General features: G+C 66.7%; 19 protein-coding genes, 1 tRNA gene and 2 rRNA genes (1 of these 22 running past the window's edge). 12 read left to right on the forward strand and 10 right to left on the reverse strand.

Features of this window, described 5'->3' with window-relative positions; translation table 11 throughout:
* The 3 genes from MBEBAB_RS05090 to MBEBAB_RS05100 form a co-directional block, all read left to right on the forward strand.
* Window positions 1–1721, forward strand: a 23S ribosomal RNA gene (locus MBEBAB_RS05090) (it extends 1070 nt beyond the left edge of the window).
* A gap of 79 nt (window positions 1722–1800) precedes the next feature.
* Window positions 1801–1915, forward strand: a 5S ribosomal RNA gene (gene rrf, locus MBEBAB_RS05095).
* A gap of 107 nt (window positions 1916–2022) precedes the next feature.
* Window positions 2023–2099: transfer RNA gene (locus tag MBEBAB_RS05100), tRNA-Met, on the forward strand.
* 56 nt (window positions 2100–2155) lie between these two features.
* Here the strand turns inward: MBEBAB_RS05100 and mnmH are convergent.
* Window positions 2156–3211, reverse strand: coding sequence for a tRNA 2-selenouridine(34) synthase MnmH (mnmH, locus tag MBEBAB_RS05105; protein WP_021696869.1), 1056 nt, complete (start codon window positions 3209–3211; stop codon window positions 2156–2158).
* On the reverse strand, window positions 3211–4257 hold the full coding sequence (selD, locus tag MBEBAB_RS05110; protein WP_045318906.1) for a selenide, water dikinase SelD: 1047 nt from the start codon (window positions 4255–4257) through the stop codon (window positions 3211–3213). The genes mnmH and selD overlap by 1 nt, the downstream gene beginning before the upstream one ends.
* A gap of 374 nt (window positions 4258–4631) precedes the next feature.
* Between selD and MBEBAB_RS05115 the strand changes: the two genes are divergently transcribed.
* From MBEBAB_RS05115 to MBEBAB_RS05140, 6 genes are all read left to right on the forward strand, one after another.
* Entirely contained in the window at window positions 4632–4937 is a 306-nt protein-coding gene (locus tag MBEBAB_RS05115) for a hypothetical protein (protein WP_021696871.1), read from the forward strand.
* A 213-nt stretch (window positions 4938–5150) separates the two neighbouring features.
* On the forward strand, window positions 5151–5591 hold the full coding sequence (locus tag MBEBAB_RS16080; RefSeq protein WP_206771050.1) for a hypothetical protein: 441 nt from the start codon (window positions 5151–5153) through the stop codon (window positions 5589–5591).
* An 89-nt stretch (window positions 5592–5680) separates the two neighbouring features.
* On the forward strand, window positions 5681–6055 hold the full coding sequence (locus MBEBAB_RS05125) for a hypothetical protein (RefSeq protein ID WP_045318898.1): 375 nt from the start codon (window positions 5681–5683) through the stop codon (window positions 6053–6055).
* A gap of 83 nt (window positions 6056–6138) precedes the next feature.
* Window positions 6139–6537: a DUF1489 family protein gene (locus MBEBAB_RS05130; protein ID WP_021696874.1), complete on the forward strand. Its 399-nt coding sequence runs from the start codon at window positions 6139–6141 to the stop codon at window positions 6535–6537.
* A gap of 78 nt (window positions 6538–6615) precedes the next feature.
* Window positions 6616–7989 carry a class II 3-deoxy-7-phosphoheptulonate synthase gene (locus MBEBAB_RS05135; protein ID WP_045318899.1) on the forward strand — a complete coding sequence of 458 codons (1374 nt, stop codon included), beginning with the start codon at window positions 6616–6618 and terminating at the stop codon, window positions 7987–7989.
* A gap of 42 nt (window positions 7990–8031) precedes the next feature.
* Window positions 8032–8709, forward strand: a complete 678-nt coding sequence (locus MBEBAB_RS05140; protein ID WP_045318907.1) for a hypothetical protein — start codon at window positions 8032–8034, stop codon at window positions 8707–8709.
* Window positions 8710–8726: 17 nt separating this feature from the next.
* Here the strand turns inward: MBEBAB_RS05140 and MBEBAB_RS05145 are convergent, their stop codons facing one another.
* Entirely contained in the window at window positions 8727–9926 is a 1200-nt protein-coding gene (locus tag MBEBAB_RS05145; RefSeq protein ID WP_021696877.1) for an FAD-dependent oxidoreductase, read from the reverse strand.
* Between the two features lie 97 nt (window positions 9927–10023).
* On the opposite strand from MBEBAB_RS05145, the gene MBEBAB_RS05150 reads away from it, so the two are divergent.
* Window positions 10024–10596 carry a prephenate dehydratase domain-containing protein gene (locus MBEBAB_RS05150; RefSeq protein WP_021696878.1) on the forward strand — a complete coding sequence of 191 codons (573 nt, stop codon included), beginning with the start codon at window positions 10024–10026 and terminating at the stop codon, window positions 10594–10596.
* Between the two features lie 268 nt (window positions 10597–10864).
* A complete protein-coding gene (locus MBEBAB_RS05155; RefSeq protein WP_021696879.1) occupies window positions 10865–11623 on the forward strand; it encodes a chorismate mutase in 759 nt (252 codons plus the stop codon).
* Window positions 11624–11968: 345 nt separating this feature from the next.
* On the opposite strand, the gene MBEBAB_RS16085 is transcribed toward MBEBAB_RS05155, so the two are convergent.
* The 7 genes from MBEBAB_RS16085 to flgF form a co-directional block, all read right to left on the reverse strand.
* On the reverse strand, window positions 11969–12937 hold the full coding sequence (locus tag MBEBAB_RS16085) for a hypothetical protein (protein ID WP_021696880.1): 969 nt from the start codon (window positions 12935–12937) through the stop codon (window positions 11969–11971).
* A 35-nt stretch (window positions 12938–12972) separates the two neighbouring features.
* Window positions 12973–13443 (reverse strand): hypothetical protein, encoded by a 471-nt coding sequence (locus MBEBAB_RS05170; protein WP_021696881.1) that lies wholly within the window; start codon window positions 13441–13443, stop codon window positions 12973–12975.
* Between the two features lie 124 nt (window positions 13444–13567).
* Window positions 13568–14290 carry a flagellar basal body L-ring protein FlgH gene (gene flgH / locus MBEBAB_RS05175; protein ID WP_021696882.1) on the reverse strand — a complete coding sequence of 241 codons (723 nt, stop codon included), beginning with the start codon at window positions 14288–14290 and terminating at the stop codon, window positions 13568–13570.
* A 12-nt stretch (window positions 14291–14302) separates the two neighbouring features.
* Window positions 14303–14608 carry a flagellar basal body P-ring formation chaperone FlgA gene (gene flgA, locus MBEBAB_RS17285; protein WP_052516744.1) on the reverse strand — a complete coding sequence of 102 codons (306 nt, stop codon included), beginning with the start codon at window positions 14606–14608 and terminating at the stop codon, window positions 14303–14305.
* Window positions 14605–15138 carry a hypothetical protein gene (locus tag MBEBAB_RS17290; protein WP_242397086.1) on the reverse strand — a complete coding sequence of 178 codons (534 nt, stop codon included), beginning with the start codon at window positions 15136–15138 and terminating at the stop codon, window positions 14605–14607. The genes flgA and MBEBAB_RS17290 overlap by 4 nt, the downstream gene beginning before the upstream one ends.
* Window positions 15135–15923, reverse strand: coding sequence for a flagellar basal-body rod protein FlgG (gene flgG / locus MBEBAB_RS05185; protein ID WP_021696884.1), 789 nt, complete (start codon window positions 15921–15923; stop codon window positions 15135–15137). The genes MBEBAB_RS17290 and flgG overlap by 4 nt, the downstream gene beginning before the upstream one ends.
* Window positions 15924–15987: 64 nt before the next feature.
* Window positions 15988–16725 (reverse strand): flagellar basal-body rod protein FlgF, encoded by a 738-nt coding sequence (gene flgF, locus MBEBAB_RS05190; RefSeq protein WP_021696885.1) that lies wholly within the window; start codon window positions 16723–16725, stop codon window positions 15988–15990.
* Window positions 16726–16924: 199 nt separating this feature from the next.
* On the opposite strand from flgF, the gene MBEBAB_RS05195 reads away from it, so the two are divergent.
* Entirely contained in the window at window positions 16925–17554 is a 630-nt protein-coding gene (locus MBEBAB_RS05195) for a flagellar basal body-associated FliL family protein (RefSeq protein ID WP_021696886.1), read from the forward strand.
* Window positions 17555–17557: the final 3 nt, after the last annotated feature.

The following is a 17557-nucleotide window of genomic DNA, read 5'->3' on the forward strand; positions in this document are numbered from 1 at the left end:
TGGGATTGCTTTGACAATCAGGAGGTTGGCTTAGAAGCAGCCATCCTTTAAAGAAAGCGTAACAGCTCACTGATCAAGCGATCCTGCGCGGAAAATGTAACGGGGCTCAAGCCGTGCGCCGAAGATATGGGTTTGCAGTTTACTGCAAGCGGTAGCGGAGCGTTCCGTAAGCCTGTGAAGGTCGCCTGTGAGGGCGGCTGGAGGTATCGGAAGTGAGAATGCTGACATGAGTAACGATAAACAGTGTGAGAAACACTGTCGCCGAAAGACCAAGGGTTCCTGCGTAAAGCTAATCTGCGCAGGGTTAGTCGGCCCCTAAGGCGAGGCTGAAAAGCGTAGTCGATGGGAAGCAGGTAAATATTCCTGCACCAGCTGGAAGTGACGGATGACGTAAGTTGTCGGGGCTTATTGGATTGTTCCCGGCAGCGAAGTTGTCCCTGGAAATAACTCCAGCAGAGACCGTACCCGAAACCGACACAGGTGGTCAGGTAGAGCATACCAAGGCGCTTGAGAGAACTGTGCTGAAGGAACTCGGCAAATTGCACGCGTAACTTCGGAATAAGCGTGACTCTTCTTTGGGCAACCAGAGAAGAGTGGCACAAGCCAGGGGGTAGCGACTGTTTAGCAAAAACACAGGGCTCTGCGAAGCAGCAATGCGACGTATAGGGTCTGACGCCTGCCCGGTGCCTGAAGGTTAAAGGGAGTTGTGCAAGCAACGAACTGAAGCCCAGGTAAACGGCGGCCGTAACTATAACGGTCCTAAGGTAGCGAAATTCCTTGTCGGGTAAGTTCCGACCTGCACGAATGGCGTAACGACTTCCCCACTGTCTCCAGCACAGGCTCAGTGAAATTGAATTCCCCGTGAAGATGCGGGGTTCCCGCGGTCAGACGGAAAGACCCTATGAACCTTTACTATAGCTTCGCCTTGGCGTTAGCGACCGTATGTGTAGGATAGGTGGGAGGCTATGAAACCGGGGCGCCAGCTCTGGTGGAGCCATCCTTGAAATACCACCCTTACTGTCGTTGACGTCTAACCGAGGGCCGTTATCCGGTCCCGGAACATGGCGTGGTGGGTAGTTTGACTGGGGCGGTCGCCTCCTAAAGTGTAACGGAGGCGCGCGATGGTGAGCTCAGAGCGGTCGGAAATCGCTCGTCGAGTGCAATGGCATAAGCTCGCCTGACTGAGAGACTGACAAGTCGATCAGAGACGAAAGTCGGCCATAGTGATCCGGTGGTCCCGCGTGGAAGGGCCATCGCTCAACGGATAAAAGGTACTCTAGGGATAACAGGCTGATTTTGCCCAAGAGTCCATATCGACGGCAAAGTTTGGCACCTCGATGTCGGCTCATCACATCCTGGGGCTGGAGCAGGTCCCAAGGGTATGGCTGTTCGCCATTTAAAGTGGTACGTGAGCTGGGTTCAGAACGTCGTGAGACAGTTTGGTCCCTATCTGCCGTGGGTGTTCGAAGCTTGAGAGGATCTGTCCCTAGTACGAGAGGACCGGGATGGACATACCTCTGGTGGACCTGTCGTGGCGCCAGCCGCGCAGCAGGGTAGCTAAGTATGGAATAGATAACCGCTGAAAGCATCTAAGCGGGAAACTAACCTCAAAACAAGGCTTCGCTGAGGATCGTGGAAGACTACCACGTTGATAGGCCAGGTGTGGAAGTGCGGTGACGCATGAAGCTTACTGGTACTAATAATCCGATCGGCTTGATCGTTTCTCAGCAAAACTCATTCGGTTTTACTTGCCGAAACAAAAACGCGACGATGTCTTCTCATTTCTGTGTGTCTGGTTGACCTGGTGACTATGTCGGAGGTTCCCCACCCGATCCCATTCCGAACTCGGTCGTTAAGCCCTCCAGAGCCGATGGTACTTCGTCTTAAGGCGCGGGAGAGTAGGTCGTCGCCGGGTCTACCAGACACACAGAATGCTTTTCGGCCTATGCTCGCAACGCGGTTGCTCGCGACTTGAGGCCGGATCGTTCTCGAACCCTTCTTCCTTCACATAGACCGCCTTGCCGCGGGATGGAGCAGCCCGGTAGCTCGTCAGGCTCATAACCTGAAGGTCGCAGGTTCAAATCCTGCTCCCGCACCCAAGACACAAAAAACCCCACGGTTCGCGCCGTGGGGTTTTTGCTTGTCCGGCGTCCAGTCAGCGGGCTTGAGCGTCAACCAGACGGGCGACCGCGTCGGCGGCGGCGGCCATGGCCGCCTCGGTCCCGTCCCAAGGCACCGCACCGAGGCCGGCGCGCGCGGACCTGGCGGTCGAGCGGCGATAGGCGGGGTCGTAGTGGTCGCGGATCAGGCTCTCGGCCAGGTCGGCCATTTCGCCGGCGCGGGCCTGGGCCAGCCAGGCGGCGCGGGCCTCGCGGCTGTGATGGGCGGGCAGGGCGGCGATGGCGGCCTGCAGCCGGGACAGGTCATTGGCGATGTCGGCGTATTCCTCGACGGTGCGGCGCACCCGCGCCGCGATCGGCACATCGAGGGTGATCGCCGGCGCCGCCTTCATGGCGGACCACAGGCCGTGAGGAATGATCAGCCGGCCGATGCGGCTGGACTCCGCCTCCACCACCATGGGGCGGTTGGGGTCGCAGCCCGCAAGAGCCGCGGCCAGGCGGCTCTCGAACAGCTTCTGGTCGGGCTGGGGCTCGGCCGCGGCGCCGAACAGGGAGCCGCGATGGTTGGCCAGGCCCTCCAGATCCAGGGTCTGGACGCCCCGAGCGGACAAAGCGGCGAGCAGGGCGGTCTTCCCCGCGCCAGTCGGGCCGTCCAGCAGGATCACACGCGGCGCCTGGGCGGGATCATGCAGGCTGGCGACCACATGGCGCCGCCAGGTCTGATAACCGCCCTCCAGCTGGGTCACCGGCCAGCCCACCTGATCCATCACGCTGACCATGGCCCCGGAGCGCTGACCGCCGCGCCAGCAGTAGACCAGGGGGCGAAAGGCGCCGGGACGATCGGACAGGACGCCGTCCAGATGCGTGGCGATGTTGCGCGCCACCATGGCCGCGCCCAGACGGCGGGCCTCGAACTTGGATTTCTGGACGTAGAGGGTTCCCACCTCCACGCGCTGGGCGTCGTCCAGCACGGGCAGGTTGATGGCGCCGGGCAGATGATCCTCGGCGAACTCGGCCGGGCTGCGCACATCGATCAGGGCGTCGAAGGCGGCCAGGGCCTCGGGCGAGACGTCGCGGGTCAGCCGCGCCATCAGACGACGCGGACGGCGGGCGGGCCGTCGGTCACCCGGCCGATGCGGCGGGCCTCCACGAAGCCGTCCGCGCGGATCAGGTCCAGCACGGCGGCCGCGGCATCCTCGGCCACGGAAATCAGCAGGCCGCCGCTGGTCTGGGGATCGGTCAGCAGGTCTCGGGACGCGGGATCGAAGCCGTCCGGCAGGATGACGCCGTCGCCATAGCTGTCCCAGTTGCGTCCGGAGGCGCCGGTGCGGACGCCCTCCCGCGCCAGACGGGCGGCCTGGGCGATCAGGGGCACGGCCTCGAGCTCGATGTGCAGCTCGCGTCCGGCGCCGCGCGCCATCTCCATGGCGTGTCCCAGCAGGCCGAAACCGGTGACGTCGGTGACCGCGTGGACGCCCTGGACGTCGGAGAGGCGCGCCCCGATGCGGTTCAGGCGGGTGGTGGTGGCGATCAGGGCGGCGTAGCCGTCCTCGTCCAGCCGGCCCTGCTTGAAGGCGGCGCTGAGCACGCCGACGCCCAATGGCTTGGTCAGGATCAGGACGTCCCCCGCGCGGGCGCCGCGATTGGTCAGGATGCGGTCGGGATGGACCAGGCCGAGGGCGATCAGGCCATAGATCGGCTCGACGCTGTCGATGGAATGGCCGCCCGCGACGGGAATGCCCGCCTCGGCGCAAACGGCGGAACCGCCGTCCAGAATGCGGCGGATCACCTCGGCGGGCAGGACCGAGACCGGCATGCCCACCACGGCCAGGGCGAAGATGGGCGTGGCCCCCATGGCGTAGACGTCGGACAGGGCGTTGGTCGCGGCGATGCGGCCGAAGTCGAAGGGATCATCCACCATCGGCATGAAGAAGTCCGTGGTGGCGACCAGGGCCTGCTGGTCGTTCAGCCGCCAGACGGCGGCGTCGTCCGAGGTCTCGCGGCCCACCAGCAGGTCCGCGAAGGCGCCCGGCGCCGGGGCCTCGGACAGGATGGAGCGCAGCACGGCGGGCGCCAGTTTGCAGCCGCAGCCGCCGCCATGGGCCAGCGAGGTCAGGGGAGGGTGCGGTTCGGACATGACCAGCGCATGACGAATGCCGCGCCGCGACGCAAGCCCCGGGGCGATGACCATGCGCCGCCACCCCGGACCCGGACAATCGGTCGAGTGAGTAGGTGTTGAATATAGAATCTCACATAACATTCGTATGCGATATATCGACAATGTAGTGAATTCGCCGTGCTGACTTGATTAATTAGTCATGAGTCAGTGCTGGGCGTGCCATCGGACTTGACCAATTATGATCATTGGCTAGAAATGGAAAAACAATGTTTTGCGGCATACGATTCTCAGCCGAATAGGTGATCGTCTGTGGATCGTAACGCAGACATTCAAGCGAGGGGCAAATTATGAGGAATTATGGGCGCTTAGTCTGTCTGGCAGCTCTGTCGGCGATGCTGACGGGATGCGGCGTGATCGGCGGGGGCGGGTGTTCAGCCGTTGAGCTGGATGTGCTGGTCGAGCGGGGCATGTTCGCCAACAACGTGTCGGCGCGCATCGAGAATAATTCCGATGACGAACGGCGGGTCACCATTTCAGCGGCTGATCCCGACGGGAATGCCTCGACCGTCGGTCCTCTGACGATCGCAGCGAACGGTTCCCGCACGGTTCCCCTTGGACCCCTGCTGACCAGCTACGGCTCGAACCAGGCGGAGCTGGAGCGCAGCGGGGCCAGTTTCGAGATTATCGACTGTGAGTGACGGCGAAGCAGATTTGCCGGTCCTTTTTTATTGGGTGAGGGTGTGATGAGAAAAGTGTCTTTGATGGCGGCCTGTGTGTCCGCTCTGGCGCTGGCGGCCTGCGGGTCCGGGGATGAAACATCCGAAGCCGGGGCGGACGGGGCTTCCGGGGAAGTGACGACCGCAGGACCGGGGGGCTCACCCGCGCCCAGCCTCGAAGAGAAGCGCGCGCTCATGGACGCCTTCCGCGAAGGGCCGCCCGCCGGCTGCGCGGATAATTTCGTGGAAGCGACCGATGACAGCGAGGGCAGGGAGTTGTCCGGAACATCCTTCGTTGCCTGTGCGGGGTCGGAGTCGTCAGAAGAACCCTATGTCTTGTCGTTGATCACAGAGGGCAATGGTCAGATCGAGGCCGGAACCATGGAGTTCTATATGCAGGCCAACTCGCATCCTCTGGCCTATGAGGCGCTCAAGGACATGATGCACGCCGCCGCAGGCATCGAAAGCGATGCGGAAAAAGTCCGCTTCGGCACGGAGCTGGGCCGCTTCATGATGGCCGGGGGCAACATGCCGCGCAACACCTACACCCTGTACGAGACGTCCGGCGGCGTCACCACGAGCGTCATGCCCAACAGTCCGGAGGGCGGATGGATTACGGTCCGGGTGCTTCCGTAGGAAAGGAAAAGTTGAAGTCTCGTCGCCTGTTTCGGGCGGCGGGGTGAGGTCAATCGGGTTGGACACCCGCGCACTCCAAGGGGGAAAAGATGACGGACATGCAGGCGCGCCTGGACGACTGGCGCCGGTTGAAGAAGGGGCATGCGCAGACGAGGCGAGGCGCCATGATCCTCGGGATCGCCACGGCGCTGGGCTGGGTGCTGTTCCTGTTCAAGATCGCGCAGACGTCCGAGATGGCGCTGCGCTATTCCGAGGCGGCGCAGGAAGACATCGGCAAGTGGGTGCTGATGCTGCTGGTCATGACCGCCGTCAGCATCGCGCTGTTCGTCATGGCGGGTCTGGCCAAGAAGCGCGTGGCCCGGGCGGCGAACGACCTGACCACGGCTCTGCGCCAGGAGCTGAGCGGCGCGGAAGGCGGGGACCGGGCGCGGATCGAATCCCAGCTGAGAGAGCTGGGCGCCTAGCAGAGCGAGGCGGGGCGAGCTTTATCCCCCGCCGCGACATCCCCGGCCCTTTTCCGCCGCCGTGCAGATGCTAGACCCGGCCCATGGCGTTGCATCTGATCAAGCTGTGCGTGGGCGTGTCCGAGATCGAGTGGCTGGAGACGCGGGCGGGCTCGGGGCGGCCGCTGATCGTGCACACGCGCATGACGCCCAAGCGGGCGGCCGAGATCGAGGACGGCGGATCGCTGTACTGGGTCATCAAGGGCGCGGCGGGATGCCGCCAGCCGATCCTCGACATCACGACCCTGGGCGAGGGCAAGACCAGCCGCTGCGAGATCACCCTGGAGCCCCGCGTCATCCGCACCGCGCCCTTGGCCCGGCGGCCGTTTCAGGGCTGGCGCTACCTGGAGGCGAAGGACGCGCCGACGGACCTGACCACGGCGGAGGCGACGGATCTGCCTCAGGATCTGGCCAAGGCGTTGCGCGAAATGGGAGCCTGGTGAGGTGAAAACCTCGTCTGCGATCATGCTGATCGGCGCATAATCGTTGTTCCACCGCGCCCGTTTGCCTATCTTGTTGAAATGAACACGCGCTGGACTCCCGACAGCTGGAGATCGAAACCCGTCAAGCACATGCCGACGGACTATCCCGACATGGCCGCCCTGGAGCGGGTGGAGGACGAGCTGCGCGCCATGCCGCCGCTGGTCTTCGCGGGCGAGGCGCGCAACCTGAAGGACCGTCTGGCGCAGGTGGAGGCGGGCAACGCCTTCCTGCTGCAGGGCGGAGACTGCGCCGAGAGCTTCAAGGAATTCTCCACCGACAACATCCGCGACACCCTGCGGCTGATCCTGCAGATGGCGGTCGTGCTGACCTTCGCGGGGCGCAAGCCCGTGGTGAAGGTGGGCCGCATCGCCGGACAGTTCGCCAAGCCGCGCTCTTCGGCGATTGAGCAGATCGGCGAGGTGGAGCTGCCCAGCTATCGCGGCGACATCATCAACGGCATGGGCTTCACGCCCGAAGAGCGTCTGCCGGATCCGCAGCGCCTGCTGAAAGCCTATCACCAGTCCAGCGCCACCCTGAACCTGCTGCGCGCCTTCGCGGGCGGGGGCTATGCGGACCTCTACAACATCCACCGCTGGACCCTGGGCTTCGCGGCCGAGAACGCCTACGGCGCCAAATACCGGGATCTGGCCGACAAGATCAGCGAAGCGCTGGCCTTCATGGCGGCGGTGGGCGTGACGCCGGAGACCCATCCGGACCTGAGCCGGGTGGAGATCTTCACCAGCCACGAGGCCCTGCTGCTGAACGTGGAGTCGGCCATGACCCGGCTGGACGGCGCCACGGGCGAATGGTTCGACACCTCGGCCCACATGCTGTGGATCGGCGAGCGCACGCGCCAGCTGGACGGCGCCCACGTGGACTTCATGAAGGGCATTTCGAACCCCATCGGCGTGAAGTGCGGCCCGACCATGGAGCCGGACGACCTTCTGCCCCTGATCGACGCTCTGAACCCGGACAACATCCCCGGCCGACTGACCCTGATCGGGCGCTTTGGCGCGGACAAGGTGGGCGACCGCCTGCCGGCCCTGATGGCCGCCACCAAGGCGGAGGGCAAGCGGGTGATCTGGTCCATCGATCCCATGCACGGCAATACGCTGAAGGCGTCCACCGGCTTCAAGACCCGGCCGTTCGACCGCATCCTGGGCGAGGTGCGCAGCTTCATCGACGTGGCCGAGGCCGAGGGGGTTCACCCGGGCGGCGTCCATCTGGAGATGACCGGCCAGAACGTCACCGAATGTCTGGGCGGCGCCCAGGCGGTGACCGAGGACGACCTGTCCAGCCGCTATCACACCCACTGCGACCCGCGCCTGAACGCCGACCAGGCGCTGGAGCTGGCCTTCCTGGTGGCCGAGCGGCTGAAGTCGGGCCGGGTGGAGACGTCCGAGGCGGCTTGATCATCCTCGCCCCGGAGTGAGGAACGGCCGGGGGGAATGCTGATGCGGCGTGTGATCGTTCTTGCACTCGCCGGGGCGTTTTGGATCCCCGGCATCTATCTGATCGCCAGCGTGTTTCATCCGCCCTTGCTGCTGTTTCCGCATGTACGGACCGTGGGCGAGACGCGGGTCTATTCCGAAACGCCGATCCCGGACGAGATCACGGGGGTCATAGTCCGCGCGGACACCCTGGTCCGGGCAAGCCCGCTGTTCCGCGGCGAGGTTCTGAAGCGACCGGTCTATCTCACGAACGGGGACCTGCGCTGGCGACTGCTGACCTTCAGTTCGAGCGCGTTGGCCATCTCGCGCCCCCCGACCGAGACCATCGTGATCAACCGCTCCAGCATCGTCACGGACGAGGTATGGAACAGCGTGGATCCATTCCCGGCCCGGGATCTGTCAGGGGTCATCGCCCACGAACGGACCCATGTGCTGATCCGCCATCGGTTCGGTTTCCTGGGGCATCGATCGTATCCGACCTGGGTCGTGGAGGGGTACTGCGACCACGTATCGGGTTCGGGGAGCCTGTCCGATGAAGCGGCGGCCCGGTTGATCGCCGAGGGGCGGCGGACGCCGGCGCTGTTTTACTACGAGAGCCGCCGGCGTGTGGAGCGTGAACTCGAGGCCAACGGCGGCTCGGTGGAGGCGTTGTTCCGCTCAAGTCTGGACGATGGTGGTTGACGCGCGACTGTTCGCGGTTACGCGAACAGCCGCGCCACCGTATTGATCGCCTGCTCCGCCTCGGCGCGGTCGGCGACCTCCTCCTCGATGCCATAGCCGTACATGTCGCTGCCGCCCAGGGCCTGGACGACGATGCCGTCGGGGCGGGGGACGACCGAGACGCCGCTGTAATAGAGGCTGTAGTCGACCTCCGGCTGGGGGGCGAGCCAGCTGATCTGGCCGCGCACGGGGGTGAGGGTGTCGTCGCCCCACAGGGCGCGGGCGCCGTAGCCGGTGCAGTTGACCACCACCGGTTCGGACAGGCGCGCAAGGTCGGCGGGGGTGTGGAAGGTCATCTGCTGGATGCGGCCGCCCTCGCGCAGGAAATCGTCGGTCAGGCGCGCGGCCAGGGCCGCGACATTGAAGGTCATGGTCAGGCCCAGACGCGCCTGGGCGACGGGGAAGGGGTGCTCGTGCGGCTCGAGCGGGCGGGACCGGGAGCCCAGGTCGCGCACGCGGCTGGAGTAGTTGGCGAAGTCGATGGCTGGTCGGCCCGGGTCCGGCGCGGGCTGCGTACCGGGCTGCGTCACGGGCGCGCGCGGGGCGTCGCGCAGGATATAGTTGTCGTTCCAGAACAACGGCCGGCCGGGCAGGCCCACATAGGTCTGGTGCATGGCCCAGGAGTCGCGGGTCATGCGCTCCCAGACATCCCCTAAGGCGGCGGGCGCCCGGGCGGCGTCGGCGATGCGGGAATCCGGCGACCAGACGCCGGTGGCGCGGGCCGAGCGGGTCTGGGGGGTGCGTTCGGCGGCGTAGATGCTCACGCGGGCGCCGGCCCGTTGCAGCGTCAGGGCGGCGGTCAGACCCAGGGCGCCGCAGCCGATGACGGCGATGTCGCGATGGCCGCCCTCCAGCGCATTGGCGGCCGCGATGCGGGCCGAGCCCCAGGCCAGGGACCAGCCGCTGCCGCCGTGGCCGTAGTTGTGCACCACCCGCTTGTCGCCCACGGTCTCCACGTCCAGTCGCGGCCCGGCGGCGCGGAACGGACGCAGGCAGACGGTCATGTGGGTTAGGCGCGACATGTCCATGCGCAGCGGCGCCAGGACGCGCGGCTGGAAGCCGGGACGGGCCGGAGCCGGAGCGGCGGGGGAAGTGGTGGCGCATCCCGCCAGACCCGCCACGCCGAGTCCGCCCACACCGGCGAGAACATGACGGCGGCGGACGGGGGCGAGGATCATGGACGGGCTCCGTGGACTGCGCCGACCCTAACGAGCGACGCCTGAGGACACCACCTCCTCTCTTGGCGCCCTGCGTGAAACGGCGGATATGTAAGACATGAACGCACCGGATCCATCGCAAGGCCCGGCGCGGGTGGCCTATCAGGGCGCGCCCGGCGCCTTCAGCCACGCGGCGTGCCTGGCCCTGCGGCCTTGGGACGAGCCGGTGGCGTTCGAGACCTTCGATCAGGCGATCGATGCGGTGCGCTCGGGCGACTGCGGCCTGGCCCTGATCCCGGTGGAGAACTCCACCATCGGCGTGGTCCAGCCCGCCGCCGATCTGGTGGCGGCCTCGGGTCTGGCGGTGGTGACGGAGGTGTGGCGGCCGATCCGGCTGGCGCTGATGGCGGCGCAGGGGGCGCGCCTGTCGGACCTGAAGACCGCCGAAAGCCATCCCGCCGCCCTCGGGCAGTGCGTGAAGGCGCTGGCCGAGTTGGGGCTGGAAGCGCGCGAGGTTTTCGACACCGCCGGGGCCGCGCGGGCCGTGGCCGAGGCGAAGGATCTGAGCCGCGCGGCCGTGGCGCCGCCGCCCGCGGCCGAAATCTATGGATTGTCGATTCTGCGCCACGATCTGCAGGATTCAGCGGATAACCGCACGCGCTTTGTCCTGTTGACGGCCTCAGAGGGTTGACGGCGCAAGGATTTTGCGTGTTCTGGGCCGCACGGTCGATCTGACCGCAACTGCCGGACCCTTGTCATGTCCATGTCGCGCGCGCTTTCCGTCTCCACCTCTGACCGTTCGCGCGCGGCCTATTTCGGCTATTTCGCCTCCGAGTTTCGATACGCCGGCTGAGGCGTCGGGTTTTCTGAAAACCGACCGCCTCGCCGGCGACCGCTCTGAACGCCAGAGCGGCGGACCGCGCCCCTGTCCCTGAAACTCCTCTCCAGCGAAATCACCCATGTCCAATTCGACCCTGCATCAGGTCTGGCCTGAATCGGCCGCTGACTCTCCCGAACACAAGGCGCTCGCCGCCCTGCGCGCCCAGATCGACGCCGTCGACGACCAGCTTCTTGAGCTGTTCCAGAAGCGCCTGGATCTGGCCGGTCAGGTGGGCCGGGCCAAGGACGCGCCGACGGGGCCGCACACCAAGCTGCGCCCGGACCGGGAAAAGGCCGTGCTGGCCCATGTCCACGGCCGTGCGGCCGCCCCCCACAAGGAGGCGGTCACGGGGCTGTGGCGCGAGATCGTCGGCTGGGGGCTGGCCCAGCAGGGCCAGCTCAAGGTCCAGGTGTGGTCGCCCAACGAACCGGCCCGGGCGTTCGACGGGGCGCGCCAGCGGTTCGGCCGGGCGGCGGACATCCGCATGGTGCAGGACGCCGAGGCCGCCCTGCGCTTCGCCTCGGACGGGGGCGGCGTAGCCGTGCTGGCGGTGAACAACGACACGCCCTGGTGGATAGGACTGCGCAAGGAGTGGGCGCACCTGAGCGTGTTCGAGGGCTTCGGGGGCGAGGTTCCGTCAGCCTTTGCGGTCGGCCCTATTGACCCGGCGGCCCTGCCGGGCGGACGGCGGGTGGTGGTGTCGGCCGGCGGCGACGCGGGCGACGGCGCGGGCGCACGCCGCTGGGGCCTGCACACCCACCACGGCTGGACCCTGGCCCTGACCGAGGCGCGCATCGCGCCGGGCGGGCCGGAGGGGTGTGTCGGAGCGGTGGGTTAGCTCGCTAAGGGGAAGGACACGCAGTCGTAGCTGTCAGCAAGGTTCATTGTACCGACCGCCTATCCCCCGGGTTCTCTACTGCTTGAGTCAGTATCGTTTCGCTTATTCACTAGAAAGGCCGATACAAATAAAACAAAAATCAATACATATGTTGTGTAAAATACTATTGCCAAATCAGTCGGAACATATCGAGGCCCCGGATTGTATATGTATACAGCGTATTTGGTTATATCCGTTTTTATCAAAGAGCTGCGTTCGTAGAGATAAACGCACAGAAAGAATGACGCAACTGTGATGTAGCTAAGAATGTTGTGAAACTTTTTCATTCTTCCGGACATGATCCGTTTAGCCGCAGGCGTTGAAGAAGCTTTCGACGGCGGCTTCGGACCCGGCGTGGGCGGCGTAGGCTTCGCGGCGGTCGCCGACCCAGGAGGCGATCCAGCCGACGCGGCGGAAGCGCTGGAATACCGGATGGGACGGGTCGGCCGTGGCGCTGAGGATCACACCGCCGCTGAGCATGGACGGCTGGGCCTCGGCGGGGAAGCGTTCGGTTTCGCCGCCGGATTCCAGATGGATGACCGGCGCCGCGCCCTCTTCCACATCCTTGTAGAGCATCAGGCCCGGCGTTCCGGTTTCGCAGTGCAGGCTGAGGCGCACGTCGTCGCTTTCAGCGACGCCATAGGCCAGGGCCGCGCCGTCGGCATGGCGGTTGAAGTGCCAGTCGAAGCCGGCGATGGGCGTCGGCGCGGGGCTTTCCGGACGCACCCAGGGTTCCGGCGTCGGCGTCTCCACCGAGGCGCAGGCGGCCAGAATCAGCACGGACGATACGGTGATCAGGGGATTGAGGGCTCTCATGGGGCCTCCGGGGTCAGCCGCCGCAGGCGCGGCGAAGTCATTGAGCAGGGCGCCGTGCCGGGCGCCCACGCGCACGGTCCAGCGGTTCTCGCCCTGGTGCAGGGCCAGGGCTCGGGTTTCCAGGAAGGCGGCGAACACCGGGTGCTCCATGCGCATGGAGGCGGTCAGGCGCGTGGCGCCTCCGTCTTCGGCCAGTTCGCCCTGGGACGCCGTGGAGGCCTGGCCCGAGCGGATCGAGACATAGCCGGCGTCGGCGCCCTCGCGGTCGAACACCGAGACCAGAACCGCGCCGCTGCCGGGGTCGCACTCGAGGGTGGCGCGCAGGCTCGGGGTGTCGGGGATTTCATTGGCCAGGACGACCCTGTCGCCGCCATCCGCGCCATAAAGGGTCCAGGTCCAGCGCGCCTGTTCGGGCGACTGGCCGGCGAGCGCCGCAGCCATCAACAGCCATGCGGTCATGGTTCAGGCACCCCCGTTTCCTGAACCGACAGTGATCAGGCGCGGTCCGAAGCGCAATAGCCGAGGAATCGCGAAACCGTGAGGCGCTCGGCCTCGGTGGCGGGCAGGGTGAAGGCGCCGGCGGCCCCCTCGACCTGAAGGGCGCCGCGCTCCACCAGATTGATCAGGGCGGAGTCGTTCAGGGCGATGCGGGTTTCATAGGCCTCGCCGCCCGACAGCGGGTCGGGCTCGGAATAGCTGACGGAGGCCCGCATCAGGCGGGGGGAATCGGGCTGAACGTCCCCATAGATCACCGCGCTGCGGTCACCGGGATCACAGGTCATCATCAGGGCCAGCTGGTCGGAATTGGCCACGCCATAGGCCAGCTTGGCCATGGAGCCTTCCTGGTGCAGGTGCCAGCCCATGGGCTGAACGTCCTGCTGGACCTCATAGCCGGACGACGCGGGCTGGGCGGCCAGGACCACAAAGCCCAGAAAACCGGCGGCGGGAATAAGAACCTTGAACATACTGTTACTGCCTCCGCCGATCAGAACGCGGACGGCCGGGAACAGTTCACGGCTCAGCTTTCTGCGTTCGATGATCAGACCCTGACAGGCCGAACATGAACGGAAGCTGAGCCGTTTTCGCGGGTCAGAACGGGTTGAAGCGCTCCACCAGGGACTGGGCGGCGGGGGCGCCCTGGACCCGGCTGATGTCGCCGCGTCCGCCGTAGTGGATGCGGGCCTCGGCGATCTGGTCGTGGCGGATGATGTTGGCCGAGGAAATATCTTCCGGGCGCACGATGCCGGCGACGGTCAGCTCGCGCACCTCGCGGTTGGTGCGCACTTCCTGCCGACCCTGGATCACCATGTTGCCGTTGGGCATGACCGCCGTGACCACCGCGGCGATCGTGACGTTGATGTTCTCGGAGCGGCTGACGCTGCCCGAGCCGGCCGAGGTGGAGCCGCCGCCGAAGCCGATCAGGGCCGAGGGGTCGAAGGCGCCGCCGATGGCGTCGGCGGCCTCGGCCTCGAGCCCGAAGAAGTTGGTGACGCCCGAGTTGATCTCGTTGGACCGGCTGCGCTGGGTCGAGTTCTGGGTCTGGGCCCGGTCGCGGATGTCGATGGCCACGGTCAGGATGTCGCCGACGTTGCGGGCGCGCTGGTCGCCGAAGAAGGTGCGCGAGCCCGAGCGCCAGATGGAGTTGGCCGAGGCGGGGCGCGTCTCGGGCGCGGGCAGGATCTGCTGGGTCGCCGGCACCAGGGCGGCGGGATAGCCGATCGGCGCCAGTTCGGGGCCGCGCACGGCCTCCATGGCGGTGGAGCAGGCGCCGAGCAGGGCCAGGGGGACGATGGCGACGAGGGCTTTACGCATGACGGGATTCCTCTAGCGCAGGGCGGCGAATTGTTGGGGATTGGCGCGGGCGGCTCGGGCGGCGGGACCGGCGACAGCCTGGCCGGGACCGACCGCCACCGCATCGATGGCGCGACCGGAGTCGAGGTTGGTGACGATCACGGGCTCGCCCATGGCGGCGTTGCGGGTGGCGCGGCCGGTGACGGTCAGGCGCACCCCGCCGGAGATGAAGGCCACCTGGACCATGTCCCCGCGCGCGATCACCTCGGGCGCCGTGAGGTCGCGGGACTGGACCGGCGCGCCGGCGCGCATGGCGCGGCGGGCGGACAGGCCGATCACCTCGGCCGCATCCTGGGGCGCGCCCGCGGGCGCTGGTGGGCCTGGACCTGGGACCAGACCACGTCCTCGGGCTGGACCACATCGCCGGACGCGAGGCTGCGGGCGTAGGTCAGAACCTCGACCGTCGCGCCGGGACGCCCGGCGGGGGCTGAGGTCTGGGTGAGAGAGGCGCCAGCCGATCCCTGTCGCACCACGATGCGGCGCAGACCGTCGGGGTTGCTCCAGTGCAGCCCCGCGCGGGCGGCGGCGGCCTGGATCTGGCCGGCGTCCAGAACGGCGGTCGGGCCGCTGCGCCGGGCGACGACCACGGACGAGGCCGAACCGGCGCCGTCGAACAGTTCGCCCAGGGTGATGCGGCCGTCGTCATCCATGGGGTTGGCGGACAGGCTGACAGGGCTGGAAAGGGCCGGAGTGGCGGCGACCACGGCGATGATCAGGGCGGCGAGGGCGGCGCCCCCCATGCCCATGCGGGCGCGGCGGCGGCGCGGCATCACCTCGAAGGCCGGGCGGCGATAGACGGCTCTCATCATGACTTCACCTGGGCGGAGACGCTGAGCATTTCGTCGGCGGTGGAGATGACCTTGGAGTTCATCTCGTAGGCGCGCTGGGCCACGATCAGGGCGGTGATCTCGCTGACCGCATCCACATTGGAGGCTTCGGTGTAACCCTGCAGAAGTTGCCCGTAGCCGATGTCGCCGGGCGCGCCGATGGTGGCGGGGCCCGAGGCGGCGGTCTCCAGCAGCAGGTTGTCGCCGATGGCCTCGAGGCCCGCCTCGTTGAAGAAGGTGGCGATCTCCAGCTGGCCCACGACCTGGGGCTCGGCCTCACCGTCCAGGATCACCTGAACCTGGCCCGCGCGGGAGATGGACACATCCACGGCCTCCTGCGGAATCGCGATGGCGGGCTCCACCTGATAGCCGTCGTCGGTGACCAGAAGGCCTTCCTGATTGACCGAGAAGTTGCCGGCGCGGGTGTAGGCGATCTCGCCCGAGGGCATGGTCACCTGGAAGTAGCCGCGCCCGTCGATGGCCAGGTCGTAGGTGTTGCCGGTCTGGGTGGGCGAACCCTGGGTCATGATGCGGTAGACGCTGCCGGCCTTCACACCGGCGCCGATCTGGATGCCGGTGGGCACCACGGTGCCCTGGGCCGAGGACTGGGCCCCCATACGCTCGACGTTCTGGTACAGCAGGTCCTGGAACTCGGCGCGCTGTCGCTTGAAGCCCACCGTGTTCATGTTGGCGATGTTGTTGGAGATGACCTCCACGTTCAGCTGCTGGGCCAGCATGCCGGAGGCGGCGGTGCGAAGTGCGCGCATGGTCAGCTTCTCCTTTCGTTTCCCTGGCGCTCGGCCCGCAGGGCCTCGCTGCTTGAGGGAAGGGTTAATTCACGCGTCCGAGGCGCTCGACGGCGCGTTTGGACAGGTCAGACTGGTTTTCGATCATCTTAGCCGCCCGCTCGTAGGCGCGGCTGATCTCGATGAGGCTGGTGATCTCGAGGATGGTGTTGACGTTGGAGCCCTCCAGCATGCCCTGGCGGATCTGGACGTCATTGGCCTCGATGGGGGCTTCATTGGCGGTGTTGCGGTAAAGGCCGTCGCCGCCCTTCTCGAGCACCGACAGCAGGGCGAAGCGCACCACGCCGAGACGGCCGGTGACCTGGCCGTCCTGGGTGATGGTGCCGTCCTCGGCCACGGTGGGGGTTCCGAGCGCAGGGTTCAGGATGATCTCGCCGCCGTCGCCCAGAACCGCATTGCCGGCTTCGGTGGTCAGGCGGCCCTCAGGGTCGAGCGTGAAGGCCCCGTCGCGGGTGTAGGCCTCGCCGTCGCCGTCCGTGACGGTGAAGAAGGCGCCTTCGCCCTCGATGGCGAAGTCCAGGGTGCGGCCGGTCTGGCTGAGCGCGCCCTGGCCGAAGTCGCGGCCCACGCCGTTGTCCAGCACGAAGCTGGTCGAGGGGCGGATGCCATGGTTGCGCGCCCGCTGACCGATCTCGGTCCCGACCATCAGTTGCTCCACCTTGAAACCGGTGGTGTCGGCGTTGGCGATGTTGTTGGCCACGATGTCCAGCTCGCGACGAAGCGTCATCTGGCGGGACAGGGCGACATAGGCGGCGTTTTCCACGGGCAACTCCTTGCCTCCAGTCCCGAGCAAGGGTCGGGCCAACAGGGTTAATCCTTGTCGCATAAGGGATTGGTGCGGATCGGAGGCCCCGCCGCCCGGCAGAAACTGCCGGTTATGAACGCCTCGTTAACCAAACCCGCGTCATCTGGAGACTGGAATCGACTGGTCGGGATTCGCCGGCCGCGGGGCGTCTGAAGACATGCTGAAGTTCGGCAAGAAAAAGAAGGACGCGGGCCTGCCCGCCACGACCGACGCGCCCACCGAGGGCGGCGACGCGGCCGAGGGCGAAGGCGCGCCCGGCAAGAAGAAGCCCCCCATGCTGCTGATCATCGGCGCAGCCGCGGCGGTGGTGCTGCTGGGCGGCGGGGCGGCGGCCTTCTTCCTGATGCAGCCGGGTTCGGCCGAGGCGTCGGGCGATGAGGCGCCCGCATCTCCGCCCCCACCCGAGAAGGGCGGCGGCCACGGCGGCGGCGGCGGCGAGGAAGGCGGCGAGGGCGTAGGCGTCATCGCCAGCGGACCGGATGGCGTGACCTTCTACACCCTCCCGGACATGGTGGTGAACATCCAGTCGGCGGACGGCCGTCCCACCTTCCTGAAGCTGAAGCTGACCCTGGAGATGGAGGACGCGCACCTGGCCCAGACGCTGCAGGCCGAGGCGCCGCGCCTCCAGGACATGTTCCAGGGCTATCTGCGCGAACTGCGCCCCGAGGAGCTGGCCGGCTCGGCGGGAAGCCACCAACTGCGGCAGGAGCTGCTGCGGCGGGTCAATCTGATCGCCGCGCCGGGCCAGGTGGACGCCGTGCTCATCGAAGAAATGCTGGTGCAGTAAGCC

The sequence above is a fragment of the Brevundimonas abyssalis TAR-001 genome, from assembly GCF_000466985.1.
Lineage (GTDB): Bacteria > Pseudomonadota > Alphaproteobacteria > Caulobacterales > Caulobacteraceae > Brevundimonas > Brevundimonas abyssalis.

Bases quoted from the DNA above. Each gene is read 5' to 3' on its own strand.
- MBEBAB_RS17290 (WP_242397086.1), bottom strand. From the start codon at position 15,138: ATGATGAGAGCCGTCTATCGCCGCCCGGCCTTCGAGGTGATGCCGCGC.
- MBEBAB_RS05140 (WP_045318907.1), top strand. From the start codon at position 8,032: ATGCGGCGTGTGATCGTTCTTGCACTCGCCGGGGCGTTTTGGATCCCC.
- flgH (WP_021696882.1), bottom strand. From the start codon at position 14,290: ATGCGTAAAGCCCTCGTCGCCATCGTCCCCCTGGCCCTGCTCGGCGCC.
- MBEBAB_RS05170 (WP_021696881.1), bottom strand. From the start codon at position 13,443: ATGTTCAAGGTTCTTATTCCCGCCGCCGGTTTTCTGGGCTTTGTGGTC.
- MBEBAB_RS05130 (WP_021696874.1), top strand. From the start codon at position 6,139: ATGGCGTTGCATCTGATCAAGCTGTGCGTGGGCGTGTCCGAGATCGAG.
- MBEBAB_RS05135 (WP_045318899.1), top strand. From the start codon at position 6,616: ATGAACACGCGCTGGACTCCCGACAGCTGGAGATCGAAACCCGTCAAG.
- MBEBAB_RS05145 (WP_021696877.1), bottom strand. From the start codon at position 9,926: ATGATCCTCGCCCCCGTCCGCCGCCGTCATGTTCTCGCCGGTGTGGGC.
- MBEBAB_RS05195 (WP_021696886.1), top strand. From the start codon at position 16,925: ATGCTGAAGTTCGGCAAGAAAAAGAAGGACGCGGGCCTGCCCGCCACG.
- MBEBAB_RS05125 (WP_045318898.1), top strand. From the start codon at position 5,681: ATGACGGACATGCAGGCGCGCCTGGACGACTGGCGCCGGTTGAAGAAG.
- MBEBAB_RS16080 (WP_206771050.1), top strand. From the start codon at position 5,151: ATGGACGCCTTCCGCGAAGGGCCGCCCGCCGGCTGCGCGGATAATTTC.
- MBEBAB_RS05115 (WP_021696871.1), top strand. From the start codon at position 4,632: ATGCTGACGGGATGCGGCGTGATCGGCGGGGGCGGGTGTTCAGCCGTT.
- MBEBAB_RS05155 (WP_021696879.1), top strand. From the start codon at position 10,865: ATGTCCAATTCGACCCTGCATCAGGTCTGGCCTGAATCGGCCGCTGAC.
- selD (WP_045318906.1), bottom strand. From the start codon at position 4,257: ATGTCCGAACCGCACCCTCCCCTGACCTCGCTGGCCCATGGCGGCGGC.
- mnmH (WP_021696869.1), bottom strand. From the start codon at position 3,211: ATGGCGCGGCTGACCCGCGACGTCTCGCCCGAGGCCCTGGCCGCCTTC.
- flgG (WP_021696884.1), bottom strand. From the start codon at position 15,923: ATGCGCGCACTTCGCACCGCCGCCTCCGGCATGCTGGCCCAGCAGCTG.
- MBEBAB_RS05150 (WP_021696878.1), top strand. From the start codon at position 10,024: ATGAACGCACCGGATCCATCGCAAGGCCCGGCGCGGGTGGCCTATCAG.
- MBEBAB_RS16085 (WP_021696880.1), bottom strand. From the start codon at position 12,937: ATGACCGCATGGCTGTTGATGGCTGCGGCGCTCGCCGGCCAGTCGCCC.